17 protein-coding genes and 1 tRNA gene are annotated in these 20,361 nt (G+C 68.4%); 11 read left to right on the forward strand and 7 right to left on the reverse strand.

Annotated features, from left to right (window positions below):
• Positions 1–16: 16 nt before the first annotated feature.
• From PMI14_RS27130 to PMI14_RS27145, 4 genes are all read right to left on the reverse strand, one after another.
• Positions 17–1,042, reverse strand: coding sequence for a tyrosine-type recombinase/integrase (locus PMI14_RS27130; RefSeq protein WP_007859527.1), 1,026 nt, complete (start codon positions 1,040–1,042; stop codon positions 17–19).
• 181 nt (positions 1,043–1,223) lie between these two features.
• Positions 1,224–1,310 (reverse strand) — tRNA-Leu (locus PMI14_RS27135).
• Between the two features lie 165 nt (positions 1,311–1,475).
• Entirely contained in the window at positions 1,476–4,658 is a 3,183-nt protein-coding gene (locus PMI14_RS27140) for an efflux RND transporter permease subunit (protein WP_007859529.1), read from the reverse strand.
• Between the two features lie 9 nt (positions 4,659–4,667).
• Positions 4,668–5,891 (reverse strand): efflux RND transporter periplasmic adaptor subunit, encoded by a 1,224-nt coding sequence (locus PMI14_RS27145; RefSeq protein WP_007859532.1) that lies wholly within the window; start codon positions 5,889–5,891, stop codon positions 4,668–4,670.
• 162 nt (positions 5,892–6,053) lie between these two features.
• Between PMI14_RS27145 and hpnC the strand changes: the two genes are divergently transcribed.
• Positions 6,054–6,965, forward strand: a complete 912-nt coding sequence (gene hpnC, locus PMI14_RS27150; protein WP_007859534.1) for a squalene synthase HpnC — start codon at positions 6,054–6,056, stop codon at positions 6,963–6,965.
• 91 nt (positions 6,966–7,056) lie between these two features.
• Positions 7,057–7,773 carry a hypothetical protein gene (locus tag PMI14_RS27155; protein ID WP_007859535.1) on the forward strand — a complete coding sequence of 239 codons (717 nt, stop codon included), beginning with the start codon at positions 7,057–7,059 and terminating at the stop codon, positions 7,771–7,773.
• A gap of 10 nt (positions 7,774–7,783) precedes the next feature.
• On the opposite strand, the gene gcvA is transcribed toward PMI14_RS27155, so the two are convergent.
• Positions 7,784–8,734 carry a transcriptional regulator GcvA gene (gcvA, locus tag PMI14_RS27160; protein WP_255344600.1) on the reverse strand — a complete coding sequence of 317 codons (951 nt, stop codon included), beginning with the start codon at positions 8,732–8,734 and terminating at the stop codon, positions 7,784–7,786.
• A 183-nt stretch (positions 8,735–8,917) separates the two neighbouring features.
• Here gcvA and PMI14_RS27165 point away from each other — a divergent pair, with 183 nt between their 5' ends.
• Positions 8,918–10,165, forward strand: a complete 1,248-nt coding sequence (locus PMI14_RS27165) for an MFS transporter (protein WP_007859537.1) — start codon at positions 8,918–8,920, stop codon at positions 10,163–10,165.
• Positions 10,166–10,199: 34 nt separating this feature from the next.
• On the forward strand, positions 10,200–10,676 hold the full coding sequence (locus PMI14_RS34625; protein ID WP_007859538.1) for a hypothetical protein: 477 nt from the start codon (positions 10,200–10,202) through the stop codon (positions 10,674–10,676).
• A 17-nt stretch (positions 10,677–10,693) separates the two neighbouring features.
• On the opposite strand, the gene serB is transcribed toward PMI14_RS34625, so the two are convergent.
• Both serB and PMI14_RS27180 read right to left on the reverse strand, forming a co-directional pair.
• On the reverse strand, positions 10,694–11,398 hold the full coding sequence (gene serB / locus PMI14_RS27175; RefSeq protein ID WP_007859539.1) for a phosphoserine phosphatase SerB: 705 nt from the start codon (positions 11,396–11,398) through the stop codon (positions 10,694–10,696).
• 43 nt (positions 11,399–11,441) lie between these two features.
• A complete protein-coding gene (locus tag PMI14_RS27180) occupies positions 11,442–12,338 on the reverse strand; it encodes a LysR substrate-binding domain-containing protein (protein ID WP_007859540.1) in 897 nt (298 codons plus the stop codon).
• A gap of 248 nt (positions 12,339–12,586) precedes the next feature.
• On the opposite strand from PMI14_RS27180, the gene PMI14_RS27185 reads away from it, so the two are divergent.
• From PMI14_RS27185 to PMI14_RS27215, 7 genes are all read left to right on the forward strand, one after another.
• Complete coding sequence (locus tag PMI14_RS27185) at positions 12,587–13,660, forward strand: ABC transporter ATP-binding protein (protein ID WP_007859543.1); 1,074 nt, start codon at positions 12,587–12,589, stop codon at positions 13,658–13,660.
• A 22-nt stretch (positions 13,661–13,682) separates the two neighbouring features.
• On the forward strand, positions 13,683–15,329 hold the full coding sequence (locus tag PMI14_RS27190) for an iron ABC transporter permease (protein ID WP_007859545.1): 1,647 nt from the start codon (positions 13,683–13,685) through the stop codon (positions 15,327–15,329).
• A gap of 28 nt (positions 15,330–15,357) precedes the next feature.
• Positions 15,358–16,341, forward strand: a complete 984-nt coding sequence (locus tag PMI14_RS27195; RefSeq protein ID WP_007859547.1) for an ABC transporter substrate-binding protein — start codon at positions 15,358–15,360, stop codon at positions 16,339–16,341.
• A 382-nt stretch (positions 16,342–16,723) separates the two neighbouring features.
• Complete coding sequence (locus tag PMI14_RS27200) at positions 16,724–18,124, forward strand: L-serine ammonia-lyase (protein ID WP_007859549.1); 1,401 nt, start codon at positions 16,724–16,726, stop codon at positions 18,122–18,124.
• Between the two features lie 73 nt (positions 18,125–18,197).
• On the forward strand, positions 18,198–18,779 hold the full coding sequence (locus PMI14_RS27205; protein ID WP_007859550.1) for a hypothetical protein: 582 nt from the start codon (positions 18,198–18,200) through the stop codon (positions 18,777–18,779).
• A 176-nt stretch (positions 18,780–18,955) separates the two neighbouring features.
• Entirely contained in the window at positions 18,956–19,882 is a 927-nt protein-coding gene (locus tag PMI14_RS27210; protein ID WP_035205971.1) for a hypothetical protein, read from the forward strand.
• Positions 19,883–19,929: 47 nt separating this feature from the next.
• Positions 19,930–20,361, forward strand: a complete 432-nt coding sequence (locus PMI14_RS27215) for a hypothetical protein (RefSeq protein WP_007859552.1) — start codon at positions 19,930–19,932, stop codon at positions 20,359–20,361.

The following is a 20,361-nucleotide window of genomic DNA, read 5'->3' on the forward strand; positions in this document are numbered from 1 at the left end:
TAACACGAAAGGTTTGCTACAACCGTGCTGCTATCTCTTCCTCAGTCTCACGGTAGTACGTGTTGTACAGCTCCTGTATGTTCTTGTGCCCGCTGATCTTGGCCAAGGTCATTACGTCATAGCGCTTGCTCAGCCAGGTCAACGCGGCCGCCCGGCTATCGTGGAAGGTCAGCCCCTCAATCATGAGACGGTCCCGCACCTTCCGAAAATTCACATCCCGGCTTTCGTCCGTGACCGTGAAATAGGCATCACGGCCCGCAGCGGCCGCAGCCGCCTCCAGCACTCGCAGCAGCTTCACCACACGCCTGGTGAGCGGCACGATGCGGTCCCCCACATCGTCATCGGTCTTGTGCCTGGTCAGGTGGTAGATGCGCCGCTTGAGGTCCACCGTGGACCGAGACATGCGCAAGATCTCGGCCGAGCGCATCGAAGTGTGCAGCGCCACCAGGTAGGCCCACATCGCTTCTGTCTGCGGCAACGCCGGCGGCCGCCCGGTGCGATACCCCCCAGATCGCACGATCTGCCGGATCTGCTGCCACAGCGTCTTGTTGCGCCTGGCGTGCCCCTTGGGCGGCAGCGTGATGTCCTTCCAGGGGCTGGCCCCCGCCCACTTCCATTGCCGAATGGCCAGGGACCACACCGGCCTGAACTGTTGCGCCTCGCGCAGCACGCTGGACTGTGAAACCACCTTCAACCGGGCATCACGCCAGGCCGCTAGGTCATCACCCGAGATCTGGTGCAGCACCTTGTCCGCGAGTTGGGGGAACTCGCGCAGCCAGGCCTCAAACCGCAGGTTGTCGGCCCTGGCCACCTTGGGCTTCTTGGTGACCTTCTTGTCGGTCACCTCGACCTGATAACGCCGCACCGCCTCGCGCAACGTGCGTGCCGGAAACTGCCCCCGCTTGCCGGCCAGTATGGCGGCCTCTTCAGCCAGCGCCCATGCCTCTGCCTGCGCCTTAGTGGGGAACGTTTGGGATGCCCTCACCCCCAAGCGCTCAACCTGCGCGCGCCAACCCTTCTCGACCTTCTTGTAGTACGCCATCCACTCACCTCCGCGCGCGGGATTCCGCGCGGGATTGCCGCGGGATCACAATGTAATACTGGATAAAATTCCAGTAGTTTAAAGCGTTCTGGTGATGGGTCAACCGCCAAGGAAAAAGGCCTGTCTCCATAGGAGAACAGGCCTTTTGCATGACTCAGTAAAACTGCGCCACATTCCGTTTTGGTGCGCGGGGGGGGACTCGAACCCCCACACCATTGCTGGCGTCAGGACCTAAACCTGGTGCGTCTACCAATTTCGCCACCCGCGCGGTTCAACAACAAACAAACAGGCGGCAAGCTATGCCCGCCGCCTGTGTGAAATCGGTCAACCTTAGATTTTAACCTGAGAAGCAGGGCTCCCCGATTTCCGCACGCCCATGGCATGCAAGGGTTCACCCTGCCCCCGCCCACGGCAGGGGCATTGCCCCGGGTGCTCAGGCCGCGGCCAGCCGCTCGTCCTCGGGCCGTTTCACGCGGAACCAGGCGGCGTACATCGCCGGCAGGGCCAGCAAGGTCAGCACCGTGGCCACGATCAGCCCGCCCATGATGGCCACGGCCATCGGCCCCCAGAACACGCTGCGCGACAGCGGGATCATGGCCAGCACCGCCGCGGCAGCCGTGAGCACAATGGGGCGCAGCCGGCGCACGGCGGATTCGACGATGGCGTCCCAGGCGGGGATGCCCTTGGCGCGGTCCTGCTCGATCTGGTCGATCAGGATCACCGAGTTGCGCTGGATCATGCCCATCAGCGCGATCACGCCGAGCAGCGCCACGAAACCGAAGGGGCGGTTGAGCAGGATCAGCGCGCCCGCCACGCCGGCCAGGCCCAGCGGCCCGGTCAGGAACACCAGCATCGCGCGGCTGAAGCTGTGCAGCTGCAGCATGAGCAGCGTGAAGGTGACGAACAGCATGATCGGGATGCCGGCCGCGATCGAGGCCGAGCCCTTGGAGCTTTCCTCCACGGCACCGGCCACCTCGATGCGGTAGCCGCCCTGCCCGGCCTCGCGCCACTTGGCCTCGATGGCGCGCAGGCTGGGCAGCAGCTGCGCGGTGACGGTGGCGCCCTGCACGCCTTCGGTCACATCGCCCTGCACGGTGATGGCGTAGTCGCGGTTCTCGCGCCACATCACGCCCGGCTCCCAGGTGAACACCGGCTTGGCGATCTGCGTAAGCGGGATCGACTTGCCCGATGCCGTGGGCAGGTAGGCGTTGGCGATGTCGGTGATGGCGTTGCGCTCGTCGAGCGGCTGGCGCAGCATGATGTCGATGAGCTTGTCGCCCTCGCGGAACTGGCCCACCTGCGTGCCCGAGAGAATGGTCTTGCTGGCCTGGGCAATGGACTGGCTGGTCACGCCCAGCGCGCGCGCCTTGGCTTGGTCCACTTCCAGGCGCAGCACCTTCACGGACTCGTTCCAGTTGTCGTTCACGCCGCGCATCTGGGGGTTCTCGCGCAGGGCGGCCTTGACCTCGTCGGCGCGGGCGCGCAGCACCAGCGGGTCCAGCCCGACCACGCGAAACTGCACCGGGTAGGGCACGGGCGGCCCGTTGGGCAGCAGCTTCACGCGGCCGCGCACTTCGGGGAACTCCTGCGCCAGCAGCGCGGGCAGCTTGATGCGCAGGCTCTCGCGCAGCTTCAGGTCCTGCGGCACCACGATGAACTGCGACACGTTGCTCTGCGGGAACACCTGGTCCAGCGGCAGGTAAAAGCGCGGCACGCCCGAACCCACCCAGGTGCTCACCGTGTTCACGCCCGGCTCGGCCAGCAGGCGCGCTTCCACGCGCTTGGTGACCTCTTCGTTGCCCGCGAAAGAGGTGCCCTCGGGGAACCACACGTCCACGATGATCTCGGGCCGGCTCGAATCGGGGAAGAACTGCTGCTGCACCTTGCCCATGCCGAAGATGCCCAGGCCGAAGGTGCCCACGGTGAGGGCAATGGTGATCCAGCGGTGGCGCACGCACCAGGTCACCAGGCGGCGGAAGGCGTTGTAGAACGGGCTGTCGAACACCTCGTGCCCGCCGGCCTCCACGCCGTGGTGCTCCTGGGCATGGGCCACGTGGGCCGGCACCTTGAGCAGCAGGGTGCCCAGGTAGGGCACGAAGTACACCGAGACGATCCAGCTGAGCACCAGCGCGAGCACCGTCACCGCGAAGATCGCGAAGGTGTACTCGCCGGTAGTCGACTTGGCGATGCCGATGGGCAAAAAGCCCACCGCCGTGATCAGCGTGCCCGTGAGCATGGGCATGGCCGTGAGCTCGTAGGCGAAGGTGGCGGCACGCACCTTGTCATAGCCCTCCTCGAGCTTGAGCACCATCATCTCCACGGCGATGATGGCGTCGTCCACCAGCAAGCCCAGGGCGATGATCAGCGAACCGAGCGAGATCTTGTGCAGCCCGATGTTCCAGTACCACATGCCCAGGAAGGTCACGGCCAGCACCATGGGGATGGTGATGCCCACCACCAGGCCCGGGCGCGGGTCGATGTACCAGCGCTTCCACAGCGGGTTGTTGCCGGGCCGCCGGTGAAAGCCCAAGGCGACGAAGCTCACGGCCAGCACGATGACCACGGCCTCGATCAGCACCTTCACGAATTCGTTGACCGAGGTGGCCACCGCCTTGGGCTGGTCCTGCACATTCACCAGCTTCACGCCGGCAGGCAGTGCGGCGCCGATGCGGTCGGTGGCGGTGTGCAGCGCCTTGCCCAGGGCGATGATGTCGCCGCCCTTGGTCATGGAAACCCCCAGGGCGATCACTTCCTTACCCTGGTGGCGCACCTTCACGGCGGTGGGGTCCACATAGCCGCGCTTGATCTCGGCGATATCACCCAGGCGCAGCTGCGCGCCCGAGGGGCCGCGGATCGGCATGGCCGCGAGGTCTTCCACCGCGCTGAACTGGCCGGCCACGCGCACCTGCACCTGGTCCAGCGGCGTCTGTACGGCGCCTGCGCCTTCCACGGCGTTCTGCTGGCCCAGCTGGGCCAGCACCTGGTTCATGTCCAGGCCCAGCTGCGACAGGCGTTTTTGCGAGATCTCGATGAACAGCTTCTCGTCCTGCACGCCGAACAGCTCGACCTTGGCCACGTCGGGCACGCGCAGCAGCTGCTGGCGCGCGTCGTCGGCAAAGTTCTTGAGCTCGGCGTAGCTGAAGCCTTCGGATTCGAGCGCGTAGATCACGCCATACACGTCACCGAAGTCGTCGTTGAAGAACGGCCCCTGGATGCCCGTGGGCAGGGTGTAGCGCATGTCGCCGATCTTCTTGCGCACGGTGTACCAGACGTTGGCCACCTCGCTGGCCTTGGACGAGTCCTTGATCTGGAAGATGATCTGCGACTCGCCGGGCTTGGAGTAGCTGCGGATCTTGTCGGCGTAGGGCACCTCCTGCAGCGTGCGCTCAAGCTTGTCGGTGACCTGCTCGGCCACCTGCTGCGCCGTGGCGCCGGGCCAGTAGGTGCGCACCACCATGGCGCGGAAGGTGAAGGGAGGGTCTTCGTCCTGCCCCAGCTGGAAATAGGCCGCAAAGCCCAGCAGCATCAGCACCACCATCAGGTAGCGCGTGAGCGCCGGATGGTCGAGCGCCCACTTGGAGAGGTTGAACCCCTCTTTCGGTTGGATCTGGCTCATGGCGGGCCCTTACTTGGAAGCAGGGGCCGCAGCCACGGGCGTCGCCGCCGGCGCGGGGGCCGCGGCAGCTGCAGCAGGCAGCGCCACATTGCCGGCCACCGTCTGCGCCTTGGCCGCAGGGGCGCCGTTCGACTTGGGCTGGTAGATCATGACCTTCTGCCCTGGCGAGAGCACGTGCACGCCGGTGGCCACGATCTGCATGCCCGGGGTCAGGCCGCCAGCCACCACGGCATCGTTGCCGTCGGCCGTGGCGATCTGCACCACCTGCGATTTCACGGTGCTGGTGGCCGCGTCGTACACCCACACGGCCGTGGCCTGGCCCTCCTGGCGCAGCGCGCTGGTGGGCAGCTTGATGGCCGCCACGCCGGCATGGCCCAGGGCCTTGGGCTGGGCGTACACGGTGGCGCCCAGCGCCGGCACGTCGCTGCCCTCGATGGCCACTTTGACCTGGAAGGTGCGCGTGGCCGCATCGGCACTGGCCGCCACCTCGCGCACCTTGCCCGCCAGCACGGCCCCGCCCGACCAGCCGCGCACGGCCACGTCGGAGCCCACGGCGATCTGGGCCACCTTGTCCTCGGGCACGGCGAACACCACGTCGCGCGGGCCGTCCTGCGCAATGCGCACCACCGGCGTGCCGGCCGAGACGACCTGGCCGGGCTCGGCCTCGATGCCCGTGACCACACCCGACACGTCGGCCACCAGGCGCGTGTAGGTGGCCTGGTTGCCCTGCGAGGACAGCTGCGCGCGCGCCTGGTCCAGCGTGGCCTGCGCGGCCTTGAGGGTCGCGTCGCGGCGCTCCAGCTCGGCGCCGCTGATGAAGTTCTGGTCCTTGAGCGTCTGGTAGCGCTTGTAGTCGGCTGCCGCCAGGTCGCGCTGCGTGGTGGCCGAGGCCAGTTGCGCACGCGCCGAGTCGGCCGCCAGCTGGTAGTCACGCGGGTCGAGCTGGGCGAGCACGTCGCCGGCCTTCACGCGCTGGCCGAGCTCGGCCTGGCGCTGCACGATCTTGCCCGCCACGCGAAAGCCCAGGCGCGACTCGACCCGGGCGCGCACCTCGCCCGCATACTCCACCTGTGACTGCAGGGCCCCCACGCCCACCGTCATCAGCTTGACGGAGCGCACCGGCTCCTCGGGCGGGGCCGGCTGCGAGCAGGCGGCCAGCACCAGGGCCGAGGCCGCCAGCAACAAAAACCTGGATGGCCGGTGAATGGGCCGCGAGGCGGAGGGTGTGCGCATGGAAAATCCGGTGAGTGAAAAAGCCGACACGGGAAACAGCCAGCGCAACGCCCCGCAGCCTGCGAACTGCATCAGGGTTAACACTGGCACCACAAAGTTACTGACTGACTGGTTAGTAATCTATGAGAAACGCCCCCGCCTTGTCAAGCGACAATCACGCCCGTGAACCCTAACCTGCCCACCCCGCCCGCCAGTGCCGCGACACCGGTCTCCCCTGCCCTGCAGGGTGCGCCCGCGGTGGCCCCGCCGGTCACGCACTACGAAAACTTCCCGGTCGCCTCGCTGCTGTGCCCGCCCCACCTGCGCCCGGTGATCGCCGCCATCTACGCCTTTGCGCGCACGGCCGACGACATCGCCGACGAGGGCGATGCCCTGCCCGCCCAGCGCCTGGCCGACCTGGCCGCGTTCGACGCCGACCTCACCGCCATTGCCGAAGGCCGTGCGCCCTCGCCCCGCTGGGCCGATGTGTTCATGCCGCTGCAGGCCGTGCTGGTGAGCCACCACCTGCCCGTGCCGCTGCTGGCCGACCTCCTGAGCGCCTTCGCCCAGGACGTGGAAAAAACCCGCGACGCCGACGGCTACGCCGACCGCACCGAACTGCTCGACTACTGCCGCCGCTCGGCCAACCCCGTGGGCCGGCTGCTGCTGCACCTGTATGGCGTGGACGGCGACCAGGCCCTCTCGCAGAGCGACGACATCTGCACTGCGCTGCAATTGGCCAACTTCTGGCAGGACCTGAGCGTGGACATCCCGCGCGGGCGCCACTACCTGCCGCGCGAGGACTGCGCTGCCCACGGCGCCTGCCAGGCGGAGCTGCTGGAATTGCGCAGCACGCCAGAGAACGCCCGCCTCATCATGGGCGTGGCCGCCTGGGCCCGCGCCAGCATGCTGCGCGGCGCGCCGCTGGTGCACCGCCTGCCCGGCCGTGCCGGCTGGGAGCTGCGCCTGGTGGTGCAAGGCGGCCTGCGCATCCTGGACAAGGTGCAGACCCTGAAAGGGGCCAGCCTGCACACGCGCCCCCGGCTCAACCCCTGGGACTGGTGCGTGATGCTGGGGCGGGCACTGGTGATGTAGCCCTCTCCACCCGCGCTCGGGCACACTCGCGGACCTACCGAACGACCGCGAACGCGGCACCTGCAAACTACCGGGGGGGAGGACTCGCTCCATGTCTTACAGGCATCTCTTCAAGATCCTCCAATGGGGGCTGATCCTTTTTTGCCTGGGCTTTGCCATCGTGGGCGGCATAGTGGCCGAACGCACACTGGAGCTGCTGCAATGCCAGCCGCACGCCGACCCCGCACTGCGCAGTTGCTCTTGGGTGGGCAATGTGCTGGGTATGCGCCTTGTCCCCTTCCTCACGGCCGAGGGCGTGGCCGACTACCCCTTCGTGCTGCTGCGCAACTTCTGGGCGCTGATCGCCGTGTGGGTTCTGGCCCTGGTGGCCCTGCGCAGGGCTGAACGCAACGCCGCCAGCGCCGCAGCGGCGGCACCTGGCAGCAGGCCGCCCGCCCGCCCCGGCGTCACCAGCGCCGACATGGCCCGCTGGGCGGCACGTGCCGGCTTCTGGGCGCTGCTGCTCGGGCTCGTCGGGTTCTGCATCGCCTTTGGCACGCCGATCCTGGGCAACCAGGTGGCCCGGGAGGTGCTGGGCGCACTGGGTTGCTCACCCGGCACGTTCGACCCCTTCTCATCGCCCTGCATGTCGGCCCCGGGCTTCTGGACGCACCGGCTGGCGCTCTACGTCATCCCGCTCGCGGGCCCGCTGCTGGCGCCGCTATGGCTGGTGATGGCGTTCTGGGACGTGCTGATCGCGTGGATGCTGCTCACGGCCGCGGCGTACTTTCTGCACAGCCACCTGGCGCGCCAGCGGCCTGGCCGCTGAGCCCCGCGGCTCAGGCCACCGCCAGCCACCCGCAGAACGCGACCGATGCCGCGTCCTGCGCGGCACGCGGGGACAGCATCCAGTAGTACTTCTTGTCGCCCGAGAGCAGCTCCGGGAAGGGCATGGCCAGCAGCCCGCTGGCCAGCGCCTCGCCCAGGAAGCGCGGGTTGCCCAGGGCCACGCCCAGGCCCTGGATGGCGGCCTGCACGCTCAGGTGGGCATGATCGAACACCAGGTCGCCGGCAGGCTGGATGCCCTGCAGGCCCGCCTCCTGCAGCCACTGCTGCCACACCAAGGGGGTGGACCGGCTGTGCAGCAGCGTGTGGCGCGCCAGATCCTGCGGCCGGTGCACGGCCTTGCCCCCGGCCAGCAGCGCGGGGCTGCACACAGGGGTGAGCACATCGGGCAGAAACGTGCCCGCGCTGATGCCGCGCCAGGGTGTGCGCTGCTGCAGCACCGCCAGCTCACCATCGGCAAAGCAGCGGATGGAGACGTCGTAGTCCGCCGGCTCGAAGTCGAGGTGGCCGACCGTGGTGACGAGCTGCACGTCCAGCCCCGGCATCTGCGCGCAGAACGCCGCCAGGCGCGGGATCAGCCACTGCGTGGCGAAGGTCGACGTGGCGTTCACCGCCAGCGTGTTGCGCCGTGTGGGCCGCTCGATGCCGGCGGTGGCCTGGGCCATCAGGTCCAGCGCGCTGGTCAGCCCCGGCAGATAGGCCGCACCCGGGGGCGTGAGCGCCAGGCCCCGCCCCTCGCGCTGCACCAGGGCCACGCCCAGCCATTCCTCCAGCGCCTTGATCTGGTGGCTGACGGCGCTTTGCGTCACGCTGAGCTCGTGCGCGGCCTGCGTCACGCTGAGCAGCCGGCCCGCCGCCTCGAAGGCGCGCAGCATGTTCAACGGCGGCAGACGGCGAGGTGCACCCGACACGGGCGGGCCATTTTTGGCATGAGCTGATTTCATGGATGTGCAAATTATTATCGATAGTCGTGCGCACCGCCACTGCGTAGCATCGGCCCCATGCAAGGACACAACTGGTTAGATTTGCTCATCATGTGCCGGGCCGGCGAAATGCCCGCACCGCGCCCCTCCCGGGCGTGTCCGGTGCAAAGCCCTCCCGCCGGCCGAGGGCATGGCCACACCGCCATGACGGCGACATCGGGCAGCGCCACACTGGCCCTCTCCCAGAGCACCATGACCACCTCCAGCACCGCAGCCCCCGTCCCTGCCGCCGCCCCGGCACGCCCGGTGGCGCCCGCCACGGCCTCCAGCCGGGCGGCGGCGCACGCCACGCGCGTGGCCTTCTTCATCAGCGGCTTTGCCATGGCGGCCTGGGCGCCGCTGGTGCCGTTCACCAAGGCACGGCTGTCCATCCACGAGGCCACGCTGGGCTTGCTGCTGCTGTGCATGGGCGCCGGCTCCATCGTCTCCATGCCGCTGGCCGGTGCGTTCAGCGCGCGCTGGGGCTGCCGGCGTGTGCTGGTGGCTTCGGCCCTGCTGGCAGGCCTGGCCTTGCCGCTGTTGGCCCTGGCACCTTCGGTGGCGTGGCTGGGCGTGGCGCTGTTCCTTTTCGGTGCGGGCATCGGGGGGCTGGGCTGCGCCGGCAACATCCAGGCCATCGTCGTCGAGCGGGCCAGTGGCCGGCCCATGATGTCGGGCTTTCACGGGCTGTTCAGCCTGGGCGGCGTGGCAGGGGCCGGCGGCATGATCGCACTGCTGAGCCTGCTCGATGCATCGCTGTGGCAGGCCACCAGCGCCGTGGCGGCCGTGGTGCTGGCACTGCTGGTGCTGGCGGGGCCGCACTTCCTGGCCCAGGGCAGTGCGCAGAGCGGCCCGGCCTTCGCCCGCCCCACGGGCGTGGTGCTGTTCATCGGCACGCTGTGCTTCATCCTCTTCCTGGCCGAAGGCGCCATGCTGGACTGGAGTGCCGTGTTCCTCACCCAGGTGCAGGGCCTGCCCGCAGAGCGCGCGGGCCTGGGCTACGCCGCGTTTGCCGTGGCCATGACCGTGGGCCGCCTCACGGGTGACCGCTGGGTGCGCCACATCGGCCCGCAGCGCGCGGTGCTGGCGGGCGCCCTGCTGGCGGCCGCCGGCCTGGCGCTGGCCACGCTGGCCCCCGGCTGGCTGCTGGCCCTGCCCGGCTTTGCGCTGGTCGGCCTGGGCTGCTCGAACATCGTGCCCGTGCTGTTCTCCCTGGCCGGCCGGCAGCATGCCATGCCCGAAAGCCTGGCGGTCCCCGCCATCGCCACCATGGGCTATGCCGGCGTGCTCATGGGGCCGGCGCTGATCGGCTTCGTCGCCCACGGCACCAGCCTGGTGGCGGCCATGCTGGTGCTGGTGGCCCTGCTCGTGGGCGTGGCCGCGAGCGCCCGCCGGCTGGGCCACCTGGATTGACGGAACAACGCCGCACGACGGGAGTCACACCCCCATGGCCACCGATTGCAGCACCGCCCCGCCCACCGCCGGCCCTGCCGCGGCTGCAGCACCGCGCGTGGTGGCCCGGTTGCGCGTGGGTGTGCGCCACGCGGCCAGCTCGCTGTGCCTGCGCGTCGCGTGCCTGAACACCACCGCCGCCCCCCCCCTGGGCGACCAGAGTCTGGAGCACGGCATGGCCCAGCTGCTGGCCGCCGCCGACCGCCTGCTGCGCGAGGCCGGCAGCCACAAGCACCGCATCCTCTCGTGCGAGCTGTTCGTGCGCGAGCCCACGCACACGGCGGATGCGCGGCGCATGCTGTGCGGCTGGATGGCCGGCGGCCTGGCCCGCCAGCAGGTGGCACCACCGGCCGTGCATGCCCACTCGCTGGTGCGGCCCCTGCCGGGCACAGGGGGCCAGGTCGCTGCCACGCCCCTGGTGGAAATTGCGCTGGTGGTGGCGCACCGGGCAGGCACAGGCACCGCCCTGTAGCAGCAGCAGGCCGGCAGTCAGCGCAGCACTTCGAGCAGGCGGTCCAGCCCACCTTCGTTGATCGCCACGTGGGCCTGCGCGCGCACCACGGGTTTGGCCCGGTAGGCCACGGCCAGCCCAGCCGCGCCCATCATCGGCAGGTCGTTGGCGCCATCGCCCATGGCGATGGCCTGCGCAGGCGCAATGCCCATCTGCGCGCACACCGCGAGCAGCTTGCGCTTCTTCTCCTCGCCATCGACGATGTCGCCCCAGGGCTGGGGCAGCAGTCGGCCCGTGACCCGGCCATCGGCCACCTCCAGCACATTGGCACGCACATCGTCCAGGCCCAGGCGCGCCTGCAGGCGGTCGGTGAAGCAGGTAAAGCCGCCGGTGACCAGGATGCAGCGCAGGCCCGCAGCCTTGCAGGCGCCGATGAGCGCCTGCACGCCGGGGTTCAGGCGCAGCCTGCGCTCATACACCTCTTCGAGCGCCTGCTCGGGCAGGCCGACGAGCAGCGCCACGCGCTGGCGCAGGCTCTCCTTGTAGTCGCCGATCTCGCCGCGCATCGCCGCCTCGGTGATGGCTTCCACCGCCGCGCGGCAACCGGCCAGGTCGGCCAGCTCGTCCACGGTTTCGATGGAGATCAGCGTGGAGTCCATGTCGAACGCGATCAGGCGGTAGTCGGACAGGCGCTGCGGCAGCACGGTGCCGCGCACTTGCAGGCCGGGGGCAAAGTCAAGCATGGGTCATGCCTTCAAGGGTTCGGTAAAGACGACGACGAAGCGATCAGACACCCGCATGTCCCTGCTGGCCCAGCCAGTCGATGAACTGGCGCGCCAGCCCGGCCAGCGGGTTGTCCGTGCGGTACTGCGCATACACGCCCGGGCCCTGCAGGCGCGGTCGGGCGAACAGCGGGCGCAGCCGGTCCGCGTGCACATCCTCCTGCAGCAGGCACCAGGGCACGAGGGCAATGCCCAGGTCGTTCATGGCGGCCTGCATGCACAGGAACTGGTGGTCGAACACGGGGCCCGGCAGTTGCGGGGGCACCTGCAGCCCGGCCAGGCCAAACCACTGCGGCCAGGCGTCCATGCCGCCGCTGACCTGCAGCAGCGGGTGCCCCAGGCAGTCGGCCACGGTGTGTACGCGGTTGTTCTGGATGAAGCGCGGTGAGGCCACGGGCAGCAGGTAGTCGTCGAGCACGCGCGTGCAGGTGTGCTCGGGCCGCTGCATGGGCATGCGCTGCACCACCACATCGTTGCTGGCATCGGCCCGCTCGATGAACTGGCGGCCCATGGTGGACAGCTGCACATCCACCCCCGGCACCAGCGCCTGGAAGCCGCCGAGCCGCGGTATCAGCCACTTCATGGCCAGCGATGGCGAGGTGCATACACGCAGCGTGCGCCGCCCACCCGGCGACTTGACGGCCCCGGTGGCCGCCGCAATCCGGTCCAGGCTGGCCTGCACCTCGGCGAAGTACTCGCGCGCATGGGGCAGCAGCACCACGCCGCGGGCCTCGCGCGTGAACAGCGGCTGGCCCAGGTAGTCCTCCAGCAGGCGTATCTGCTGGCTCACCGCGCTGTGGGTGATGCTCAGCTCCTCCGCCGCCGCCGTGAAATTGGCATGGCGCGCCGCCGCCTCGAAGGCACGCAAGGCCTTGAGCGGTGGAAGCACACGCGTCGCCATGCCGTCGCCCTCTCAATCCTGCCCGCGCAACGCAGGGCACATGCACGCAAGTATCTGGCGAACGACAACGGATGGCATGAAGAACAGGGTGTCTTTCAAGAGGGAATCAGCAAAACAGGCGCTTACATCTTAGGGGACGCGTCCATTAGAAAAACTAACCGCATACCCCATAAAAAAGCGCTGGTCGCGGTGCCGCCCCGCTCCCTATCATGGCCCACCACCGGTCACCGCACCCACCCCCACACGCCATGGCATCCATCACCATTGACGGCATCGTCAAGCAGTTCAGCGGCCAGACCGTGCTGCAAAACCTCTCGCTGCACATCCCCGACGGCGCCTTCTACACCCTGCTGGGCCCCAGCGGCTGCGGCAAGACCACGCTGCTGCGCTGCATCGCGGGCTTCTACGAGCCCGATGGCGGGCGCCTGCTGTTCGACAAGGACGACGTGACCCGCGTGTCCACCCACCACCGCGACATCGGCATGGTGTTCCAGGACTACGCGCTGTTCCCCGACAAGTCGGCCTTCGACAACGTGGCCTACGGCCTGCGCGCCCGCAAGGTGGCCAAACCCGAGATCGCGCGCCGCGTGGGCGAGGCGCTGGAAAAGGTGGGTCTGTCGGCCCTGGCCGACCGCTACCCAGCGCAGATGAGCGGCGGCCAGCGCCAGCGCGTGGCCCTGGCCCGCGCCCTGGTGATACGCCCGCGCGTGCTGCTGATGGACGAGCCCCTGTCCAACCTGGACGCCAAGATGCGCCTGCAGATGCGCGACGTGATCCTGGACCTGGTGCGCGAGGCCGGCATCACCACCGTCTTCGTCACCCACGACCAGGAGGAAGCCCTGGCCATGTCCGACCGCATCGCCATCATGGACCGCGGCTCCATCGCGCAGCTGGGCACGCCCGAGGAGCTGTACGGCACCCCCGTGAATGCCTACGTGGCCGACTTCATCGGCTCGGCCAACGTGATCCCCGTGGCGGCCCGGCGCATGGACGAAGGCACGCCCGCCCATGTGCGCTACCAGCTGGCCGGCCAGGAGCTCGACGGCGTGCAGGGCAGCCCGCAACTGGGCGGCGAGAGTGTGCTCATCGCCCGGCCCGAAGACCTGTCGCTCATGGCCCCGGCCCCGCACGTGCCCAATGCCCTGCACGGCCAGGTGCTGCGCCGCCAGTACCTGGGCTTCAAGACGGCCTACCGCATCCAGCTGCAGGACGGCCCCGAGATCCGCGTCGAGCTGCATGCGGGCAACACCGTGGCCGACTTCCAGGCCGGCGACGCCGTGCAGGTGCTGGTGCCCGCCGACAGCCGTGTCGTGAGCGCATGACCGCACACCCCGAAAGCAAGCCATGAAAATCAACTGGTGGCCCTGGGGCGTGCTGACGCTGGTCAGCCTGGTCCTGCTCTCCTTCTTCGTGCTGTACCCGCTGGCGGTGCTGTTCGGCAACAGCGTGGTGGACGACGGTGGCGGCTACTCGCTGGCTGCCTTCGCCGCACTGGCAAAGGACAGCCAGTACCTGCTGGCCTTCAGGAACACGCTGGTGCTGGGCTTTTCCGTCACCGCCTGCACCGTGCTGGTGGGCGTGCCGTTCGCCTACATGGTGGCGCGCTACGAATTTCCGCTCAAGAACCTGGTGGCCGTGCTGCCCATCCTGACCATCGTGATCCCCGAGATCATCGTCGGCCAGTCGTGGCTGCTGGTCCTGGGCAACAACGGCCTGCTCACCAACTTCTTCGCCGACATGGGGGTGGAGCTGCCCTCGTTCTACGGTTGGACGGGCATGGTCTTCTCGATGACGCTGGTGTACTACACCTACATCTACCTCGGTGTGCTGGCCGCACTGCGCGGCTTCGACGGGCAGCTCGAGGAAGCCGGCCTGAGCCTGGGCACCTCGCCCTTCGTGACCAAGATGCGCGTGCTGGTGCCGGTGATGCTGCCGGCCGTGCTGGTCAATGCGCTGGTGGTTTTCACGCTGGTGGTCGGCAACTTCGCGCTGTCCATGCTGCTGGGCAGCCGCGTGCCGCTGCTGTCGGTGATGACGTACAACACCTTTGTCAGCGAGATGGGCGGCAGCCCGGCACTGCAGAGCGCCATGTCGGTGGTATCCATCGCCATAGTGGCCATCGTGCTGTTCTTCCAGAAGCGCGTGGTCGAGCGCAAGATGTACACCATGACCCAGGGCCGCGCACCCGCGCCGGTGCGCGTGCGCTCCGGCGCGGCGCTGCTGTTCACGGTCACCGTGGGCCTGGTCATCCTGGCCTCCATGCTGCCGCTGGTCATCGTGTTCGTGGGCGCCTTCACCGAGACCAGCGGCCCGGTCATGCGCTGGGGCAGCTGGTCGCTGGGCAGCCTGCAGCGCGCGCTGCAGGGCGCGCCCGAGCCCATCATCAACTCCATCAAGTTCTCGTCCATCGCCACGCTGGCGGGGGTGGCCTTCGCGCTGCTGGTGAGTTACCTGACCATCAAGAAGCGCAACACCTTCACCCAGGCGCTCGACTACATCGTGGTGCTGCCGCTGACCATCTCGGGCACGGTGCTGGGCATCGCGCTGGTGCAGACCTTCAACACCGGCTGGCTCATCCTGGCGGGCAGCTCGGGCATCATGGTGCTGGCCTACACGGTGCGCCGGCTGCCGTTCGCGGTGCGCAATGCATCGTCCACGCTGTTCAACATCCCGGACTCGATCGAAGAGGCCTCGATCAGCCTGGGCGTGTCGCCGCTCATGACCTTCTTCAAGGTCATCCTGCCGGCCATGAAGGCATCGCTCATCTCGGCCGCCATCCTGATGTGGGTGACCACCATCTCCGAGCTGTCGGCGTCGGTGGTGGTCTACACCGGGGGCCTGGAGACCATGCCCATCACCATCTTCCGCCAGGTCGACGGCGGCCGCCTGGGCCTGGCATCGGCCTATGGCGCAGCGCTGGTCAGCGTGATCCTGCTGCCCATCGTGGTGGCCATCAAGGTCTTTCGCATCAACCTGTTCTCGAGCAAGTAATCCCTACCCACCACCCAAGAGGCCTTTCATGAAGATCAAGACCCTGTTGCAATGCACGCTGGCCGCCATCGGCCTGGCCGCTGGCCTGGCCCAGGCCCAGACCGTGGTGCTGTACTCCTCCAACAACACCGAGACCATCGAGACCGCGCTCACCGTGGTCAAGCAGAAGGCCGCATCGCTCAACGTGCAGCAGGTCACCGGCGGTACGGGCTCGCTCATGAAGCGCATCCAGGCCGAGGCCAAGAACCCGCGCGGCGACGTGCTGTGGAGCGGCGGCTTCGGCACCATGGGCGCTTACAAGGACCTGCTGGAGCCCTACAAGTCGCCCGATCTGGCCGCCATTCCCGCCGAGTTCCGCGGCCCCGACAACCTGTGGGTGGGCACCAACCTGCATGTGATGGTGCTCATGGTCAACGAACGCCAGCTCAAGGGCCTGGCCGCACCCAAGACCTGGTCCGACCTGATGAAGCCCGAGTGGAAGGGCAAGTTCGCCATCACCGACCCGAGCAAGAGCGCCACCGCCTACATGCTGGTCTACGGCCTGCTCAAGCAGTTCGGCAAGGACGGGCTGGAGAAGATCGCGGCCAACGCCGTGGTCACCTCGTCCTCGGGCACCACCTACAAGGGCGTGGCCTCGGGCGAGTACCCCGTGGGCCTGACCATCGAGTACGCCGCGCAGGAGTACGTGGCCGGCGGGCAAAAGGAGATCAAGCTGGTCTACCCCGCCGAAGGCAGTTACCTGGCGCCCGAAGGCATGTTCATCGTCAAGGGCGCCAAGAACATGGAAGCCGCCAAGGCGCTGTACAACGGCCTCCTGAGCAAGGAGGTGCAGCAGGCCCTGCTGGTCAAGAACTTCCGCCGCCCCACGCGCACCGACATCGCCGTCTCCAAGCTCACCGCGCTGCCCGACCTCAAGTCGATCAAGATCTTCCCGCTGGACCAGGACAAGGCCTCGCAGGAGTACGAGCAGCTCGTGGCGCTGTGGAACATCGCGGTGGCCAAGGCGCGCTGAAGGCGGCGAATGTAAGAAACATTCATGGGCGGCAAGCCAGGCCAGCAGATCGCCGACCCAGCGCCACAAAGACCACCAGCAAAGGGCACTACGCTATTCAATCAATAGCAACCCGAGCCCTTCGCGTACCCGGCCGGCGGCCTGGCACGGTCACTCAGGGATAACGCCCGTACCGGGGCCCGGCTGCGCGGTTAGCCTCAGGCCCACTGCCGCACCAAGAGTGCTGGCAGTGCGAAGGACGCCTGTGGTTCCATGACCGGCCAGCGATGGCGCTACCCGCGCCATCGCCGTTGCCGGCCATCGGCCGGCATGGTGAATGCGTCCTTGTCCCCGTCATCCACGGAACCCCACGGCCCTATCCCCCACCGCGAGCACAGTCCCCATGTCCGTCAGCGTTTTCGACCTTTTCAAGATCGGCATCGGCCCCTCCAGTTCGCACACCGTGGGGCCCATGATCGCGGCGCGGCAGTTTGCCTGCCACCTGCAGGCCACGGTGGGCCTGGCGGCGGTGCACGGGGTGGTGGTGGAGCTGTTCGGCTCGCTCTCGGCCACGGGCGTGGGCCACGGCACCGATACCGCCGTGCTGCTGGGCCTGGCCGGGCATGAGCCCGACCGCATCGACCCCGACCAGATCGCCCCCGCCATCGCCCAGATCCGCGCCAGCCGCAGCCTGGCCCTGTTGGGCGAGCACAGCGTGCCCTTCGTGGAAAAGGAACACCTGCTGTTCCGCCGCCGCAGCCTGCCCCTGCACCCCAACGGCATGGCCTTCCATGCGCTGGATGCCCAGGGCATCAAGATCGCCGAGCGCGAGTACTACTCGGTGGGCGGCGGCTTCGTGACCAACGCTGCCGGCGAGCGGGTGCTGAACTCGGCAGCGGCATCCGGGCCCGACGCCGCCGGGCATGGCAACGGCCTGCCCTATCCCTTCAGCACCGGCGCCGGCATGCTGGCCCAGTGCCAGGCCACCGGCATGACCGTGGGTGCGCTCATGGCCGCCAACGAACTGCACTGGCGCAGCGCCGCCGAACTGCGCCGCCAGCTGCTGGCCATCTGGCACACCATGGCCGGCGCCGTGCAGCGCGGCTGCGCGGCCACCGGCACCCTGCCCGGCCCCATGCGCGTGCGTCGCCGCGCGGCCGAGCTGCACCGGAGTCTCCACACCCAGTCCGAGGCCGCCCGGCACGACCCCCTGTCGATGATGGACTGGGTGAACCTGTACGCCATGGCCGTCAACGAGGAGAACGCCGCCGGTGGCCGCGTGGTGACCGCTCCCACCAACGGCGCGGCCGGCGTGATCCCTGCCGTGCTGCAGTACTACGTGAACTTCCTGCCCGGCGCCGATGAGGAGGGCATCGCCACCTTCCTCCTCACCGCCGGTGCCATCGGCATCATCTACAAGGAGAACGCATCGCTGTCGGGCGCCGAGGTGGGCTGCCAGGGCGAGGTCGGCGTGGCCTGCTCCATGGCCGCCGGTGCCCTGGCTGCCGTGATGGGTGGCAGCCCCGAGCAGGTGGAAAACGCCGCCGAGATCGGCATGGAGCACAACCTCGGGATGACCTGCGACCCCGTGGGCGGCCTGGTGCAGATCCCCTGCATCGAGCGCAACGCCATGGGCGCCATCAAGGCCATCAACGCCGCCCGCATGGCCCTGCGCGGCGACGGCCAGCACGTGGTATCGCTCGACAAGGTGATCAAGACCATGATGCAGACCGGCGCGGACATGAAGGTCAAGTACAAGGAGACCTCGCGCGGCGGGCTGGCGGTGAACGTCGTCGAGTGCTGAAGCCCGGTGGCCGCTCCCTACTCCGGTAGGGTTCTCATGGACCGGGCAGGCCCACAGAATCGGGCTTTTTGCCATGACCACACTGTTCCCTGCGACTTCACCGACTGCCCCGCTCACCCGACTCTCGCTGCTTGCCCTCGCCGCCGCACTGGCCGGCTGCGGCGGCGGCAGTGACGACCCGCCCCCGCAGGACGTGGCCCTGCTCGCGGGCGACTGGCAGTCCCAGGGCTGCACGGTGATCGGCAGCCGCCTGAGCGAACGCAGCCTCTTGCGCCTGGTGCGCCAGGACGCCACGCTGTTCACCCAATCCTATGGGGCAGTGGTCTATGCCAACGGCGACTGCACGGGCAACGGCACGGTGCGGCTTCTCCCGCCGGAGACGGCCACCCCCCTCGTGGTACGGCGCACAGCCTCCACCGGCTCCCTCGCCGTCTTCTGGGCACACTGGACGCAGGATTCGGTCGACAGCACACCCTATGGCCGCTGGGCGCTCAAGGGAGATTTCATGTGCCCCGCGTTCTACGCTGTCGTGCTGGCCATCTTCCCCCCACCACCGCCGCCACCGCCGCACACCTCCTACGACCTGGAAATCGCCACACGCCAGACCGACGAGATGCTGCAGCGCAGGGCCTGTTACACGCGCGTGCCCGCATAGGTCGGTGCTCGGTGAGCCCGGGGGGCCTGGATGTGCAGGGAGATGCGGGTGGAGGCCATGGGTGCATGGGTAGACGGAGTCCACGCCCGCGGCAAGAGATCGCCGGGCCCGTGCTGGCAATGCAGCGAGGTGCGCCAGCGCAGTAGACTGGTGGCACCCGCGTTTTCACAGACCCCATGGCCCCATCACCCGTTCTTCGCCGACTGCTCGCACTGCAACAGCGGATGGCCGAACTCGATGCCGAGCAACGCCGCGAGGACGCGTACGACAACGACGAAACCGAAGCGCCCGCCACCGTGGGCGAGAGCCACCAGTTGATGTTTGCGCCGATCGGTGAGCGCTGGCATCTTCAATACCATGGCCCGGCCACGAGCACGCGGCACTCGGACCAGCCGATCTTCGCCGAACTGCTGGAGACGCTGGCCGATCCCGTGGTGGCCAACGCCTTGCACGCATTGGGCTTTTCAGGCCCCGACGCCGGCGCGAATGGAACGCGCGAGTGGGTGTTCACGCCGCTGCTGGAGCAGGGTGTGCAGTTTCCCCATCTGCGCCACCTGGCCATCCCCCAGGCCGACAACGCCGCCCACAATGCGGTGTGCATCGTCCGCGAAGGAGAAATCCTGGACGATGCCGGCGACGTCGCGCGCCTGGTCGCACTGGCCCCGGGGCTCGAATCGCTGGAGCTGCCCTCGGCCCCGGACCCTGCGTTCTTTCGCGTGCCGCTGCCGGCACTGCGCCAGATGAAGATCGGCGCAGGCCACAACCCCAACGGCTTCATCGCCCACCTGGCCCGGAGCGGCGCGCAGTACGGGCAGCTCGTCCACCTGGACTTCAGCGACGTGCTGGGCCCGTTCCTCCAACCCAGCGATGACTGGCCCGCAACGCCCTTCGAGGACTACGAAGCCCTGTTCCGCTCCCCATTGGCGCAGGGTCTTCGGGGCATGGTGCTGCGCAACGCCCAGTTGACCGAAGCGCAGTACCGGCAGCTCAACCAGATGCAGCCGCGCCTCTCGCTGCAGGTGGCGCACAACTTTCCCGGCTGCTACGTGGACCACTGGAGCCCCCAAGGCTTCGCGTGGAAGCACCTGCTGGTCAACGGCTGAGTCCCACGGCGTCTTTCATGCCACTCCCAACCCCTTGAGGAAGCCCCATGTCCAACAGCCAGTTCGCCTTCATCCAACGCCAGTCCGTCCCCGACCGCGCCACGCTGCAGGCCTCGCTGGACCGGCTCGGCTTCGACCTGAAGCTGCACCCGGACTTCACCCGCTTCGACGACTCGGGCTTTCTACCCTTCACGCTCAACGGCACGGAAGGCCCGGGCTTCGAGATCCATTACAGCGAAGCGCAGGATGTGGTGGCTGACGACGAGAACTTCGCCGCCATCGCCGATGGCCGCGACTACTGCATCACCATGTGCTGGGGCGGCCGCATGAAGGACCTGGCCTGCGTGATGATGGTCAGCTGCGCACTGGCCCAGGACTTCGGCGCGGCGGTGTCGTACGAAGGCGAGGAGCCGTCGCCGCTGGACGAAATGCTGCACACCGTGCAGGTCGCGCTCAAGGAAGCGGCAAAAGAGAAATAG

The sequence above is a fragment of the Acidovorax sp. CF316 genome, assembly GCF_000276605.1.
Classification (GTDB): Bacteria; Pseudomonadota; Gammaproteobacteria; order Burkholderiales; family Burkholderiaceae_C; genus Acidovorax.

Coding starts and splice junctions, on each gene's coding strand:
- PMI14_RS27130 (WP_007859527.1), bottom strand. CDS start 1,042: ATGGCGTACTACAAGAAGGTCGAGAAGGGTTGGCGCGCGCAGGTTGAG.
- PMI14_RS27195 (WP_007859547.1), top strand. CDS start 15,358: ATGAAGATCAAGACCCTGTTGCAATGCACGCTGGCCGCCATCGGCCTG.
- serB (WP_007859539.1), bottom strand. CDS start 11,398: ATGCTTGACTTTGCCCCCGGCCTGCAAGTGCGCGGCACCGTGCTGCCG.
- PMI14_RS27190 (WP_007859545.1), top strand. CDS start 13,683: ATGAAAATCAACTGGTGGCCCTGGGGCGTGCTGACGCTGGTCAGCCTG.
- PMI14_RS27145 (WP_007859532.1), bottom strand. CDS start 5,891: ATGCGCACACCCTCCGCCTCGCGGCCCATTCACCGGCCATCCAGGTTT.
- PMI14_RS27215 (WP_007859552.1), top strand. CDS start 19,930: ATGTCCAACAGCCAGTTCGCCTTCATCCAACGCCAGTCCGTCCCCGAC.
- PMI14_RS27200 (WP_007859549.1), top strand. CDS start 16,724: ATGTCCGTCAGCGTTTTCGACCTTTTCAAGATCGGCATCGGCCCCTCC.
- PMI14_RS27180 (WP_007859540.1), bottom strand. CDS start 12,338: ATGGCGACGCGTGTGCTTCCACCGCTCAAGGCCTTGCGTGCCTTCGAG.
- PMI14_RS27155 (WP_007859535.1), top strand. CDS start 7,057: ATGTCTTACAGGCATCTCTTCAAGATCCTCCAATGGGGGCTGATCCTT.
- PMI14_RS27185 (WP_007859543.1), top strand. CDS start 12,587: ATGGCATCCATCACCATTGACGGCATCGTCAAGCAGTTCAGCGGCCAG.
- PMI14_RS27165 (WP_007859537.1), top strand. CDS start 8,918: ATGACGGCGACATCGGGCAGCGCCACACTGGCCCTCTCCCAGAGCACC.
- PMI14_RS27205 (WP_007859550.1), top strand. CDS start 18,198: ATGACCACACTGTTCCCTGCGACTTCACCGACTGCCCCGCTCACCCGA.
- PMI14_RS27210 (WP_035205971.1), top strand. CDS start 18,956: ATGGCCCCATCACCCGTTCTTCGCCGACTGCTCGCACTGCAACAGCGG.
- PMI14_RS27140 (WP_007859529.1), bottom strand. CDS start 4,658: ATGAGCCAGATCCAACCGAAAGAGGGGTTCAACCTCTCCAAGTGGGCG.
- gcvA (WP_255344600.1), bottom strand. CDS start 8,734: ATGAAATCAGCTCATGCCAAAAATGGCCCGCCCGTGTCGGGTGCACCT.
- PMI14_RS34625 (WP_007859538.1), top strand. CDS start 10,200: ATGGCCACCGATTGCAGCACCGCCCCGCCCACCGCCGGCCCTGCCGCG.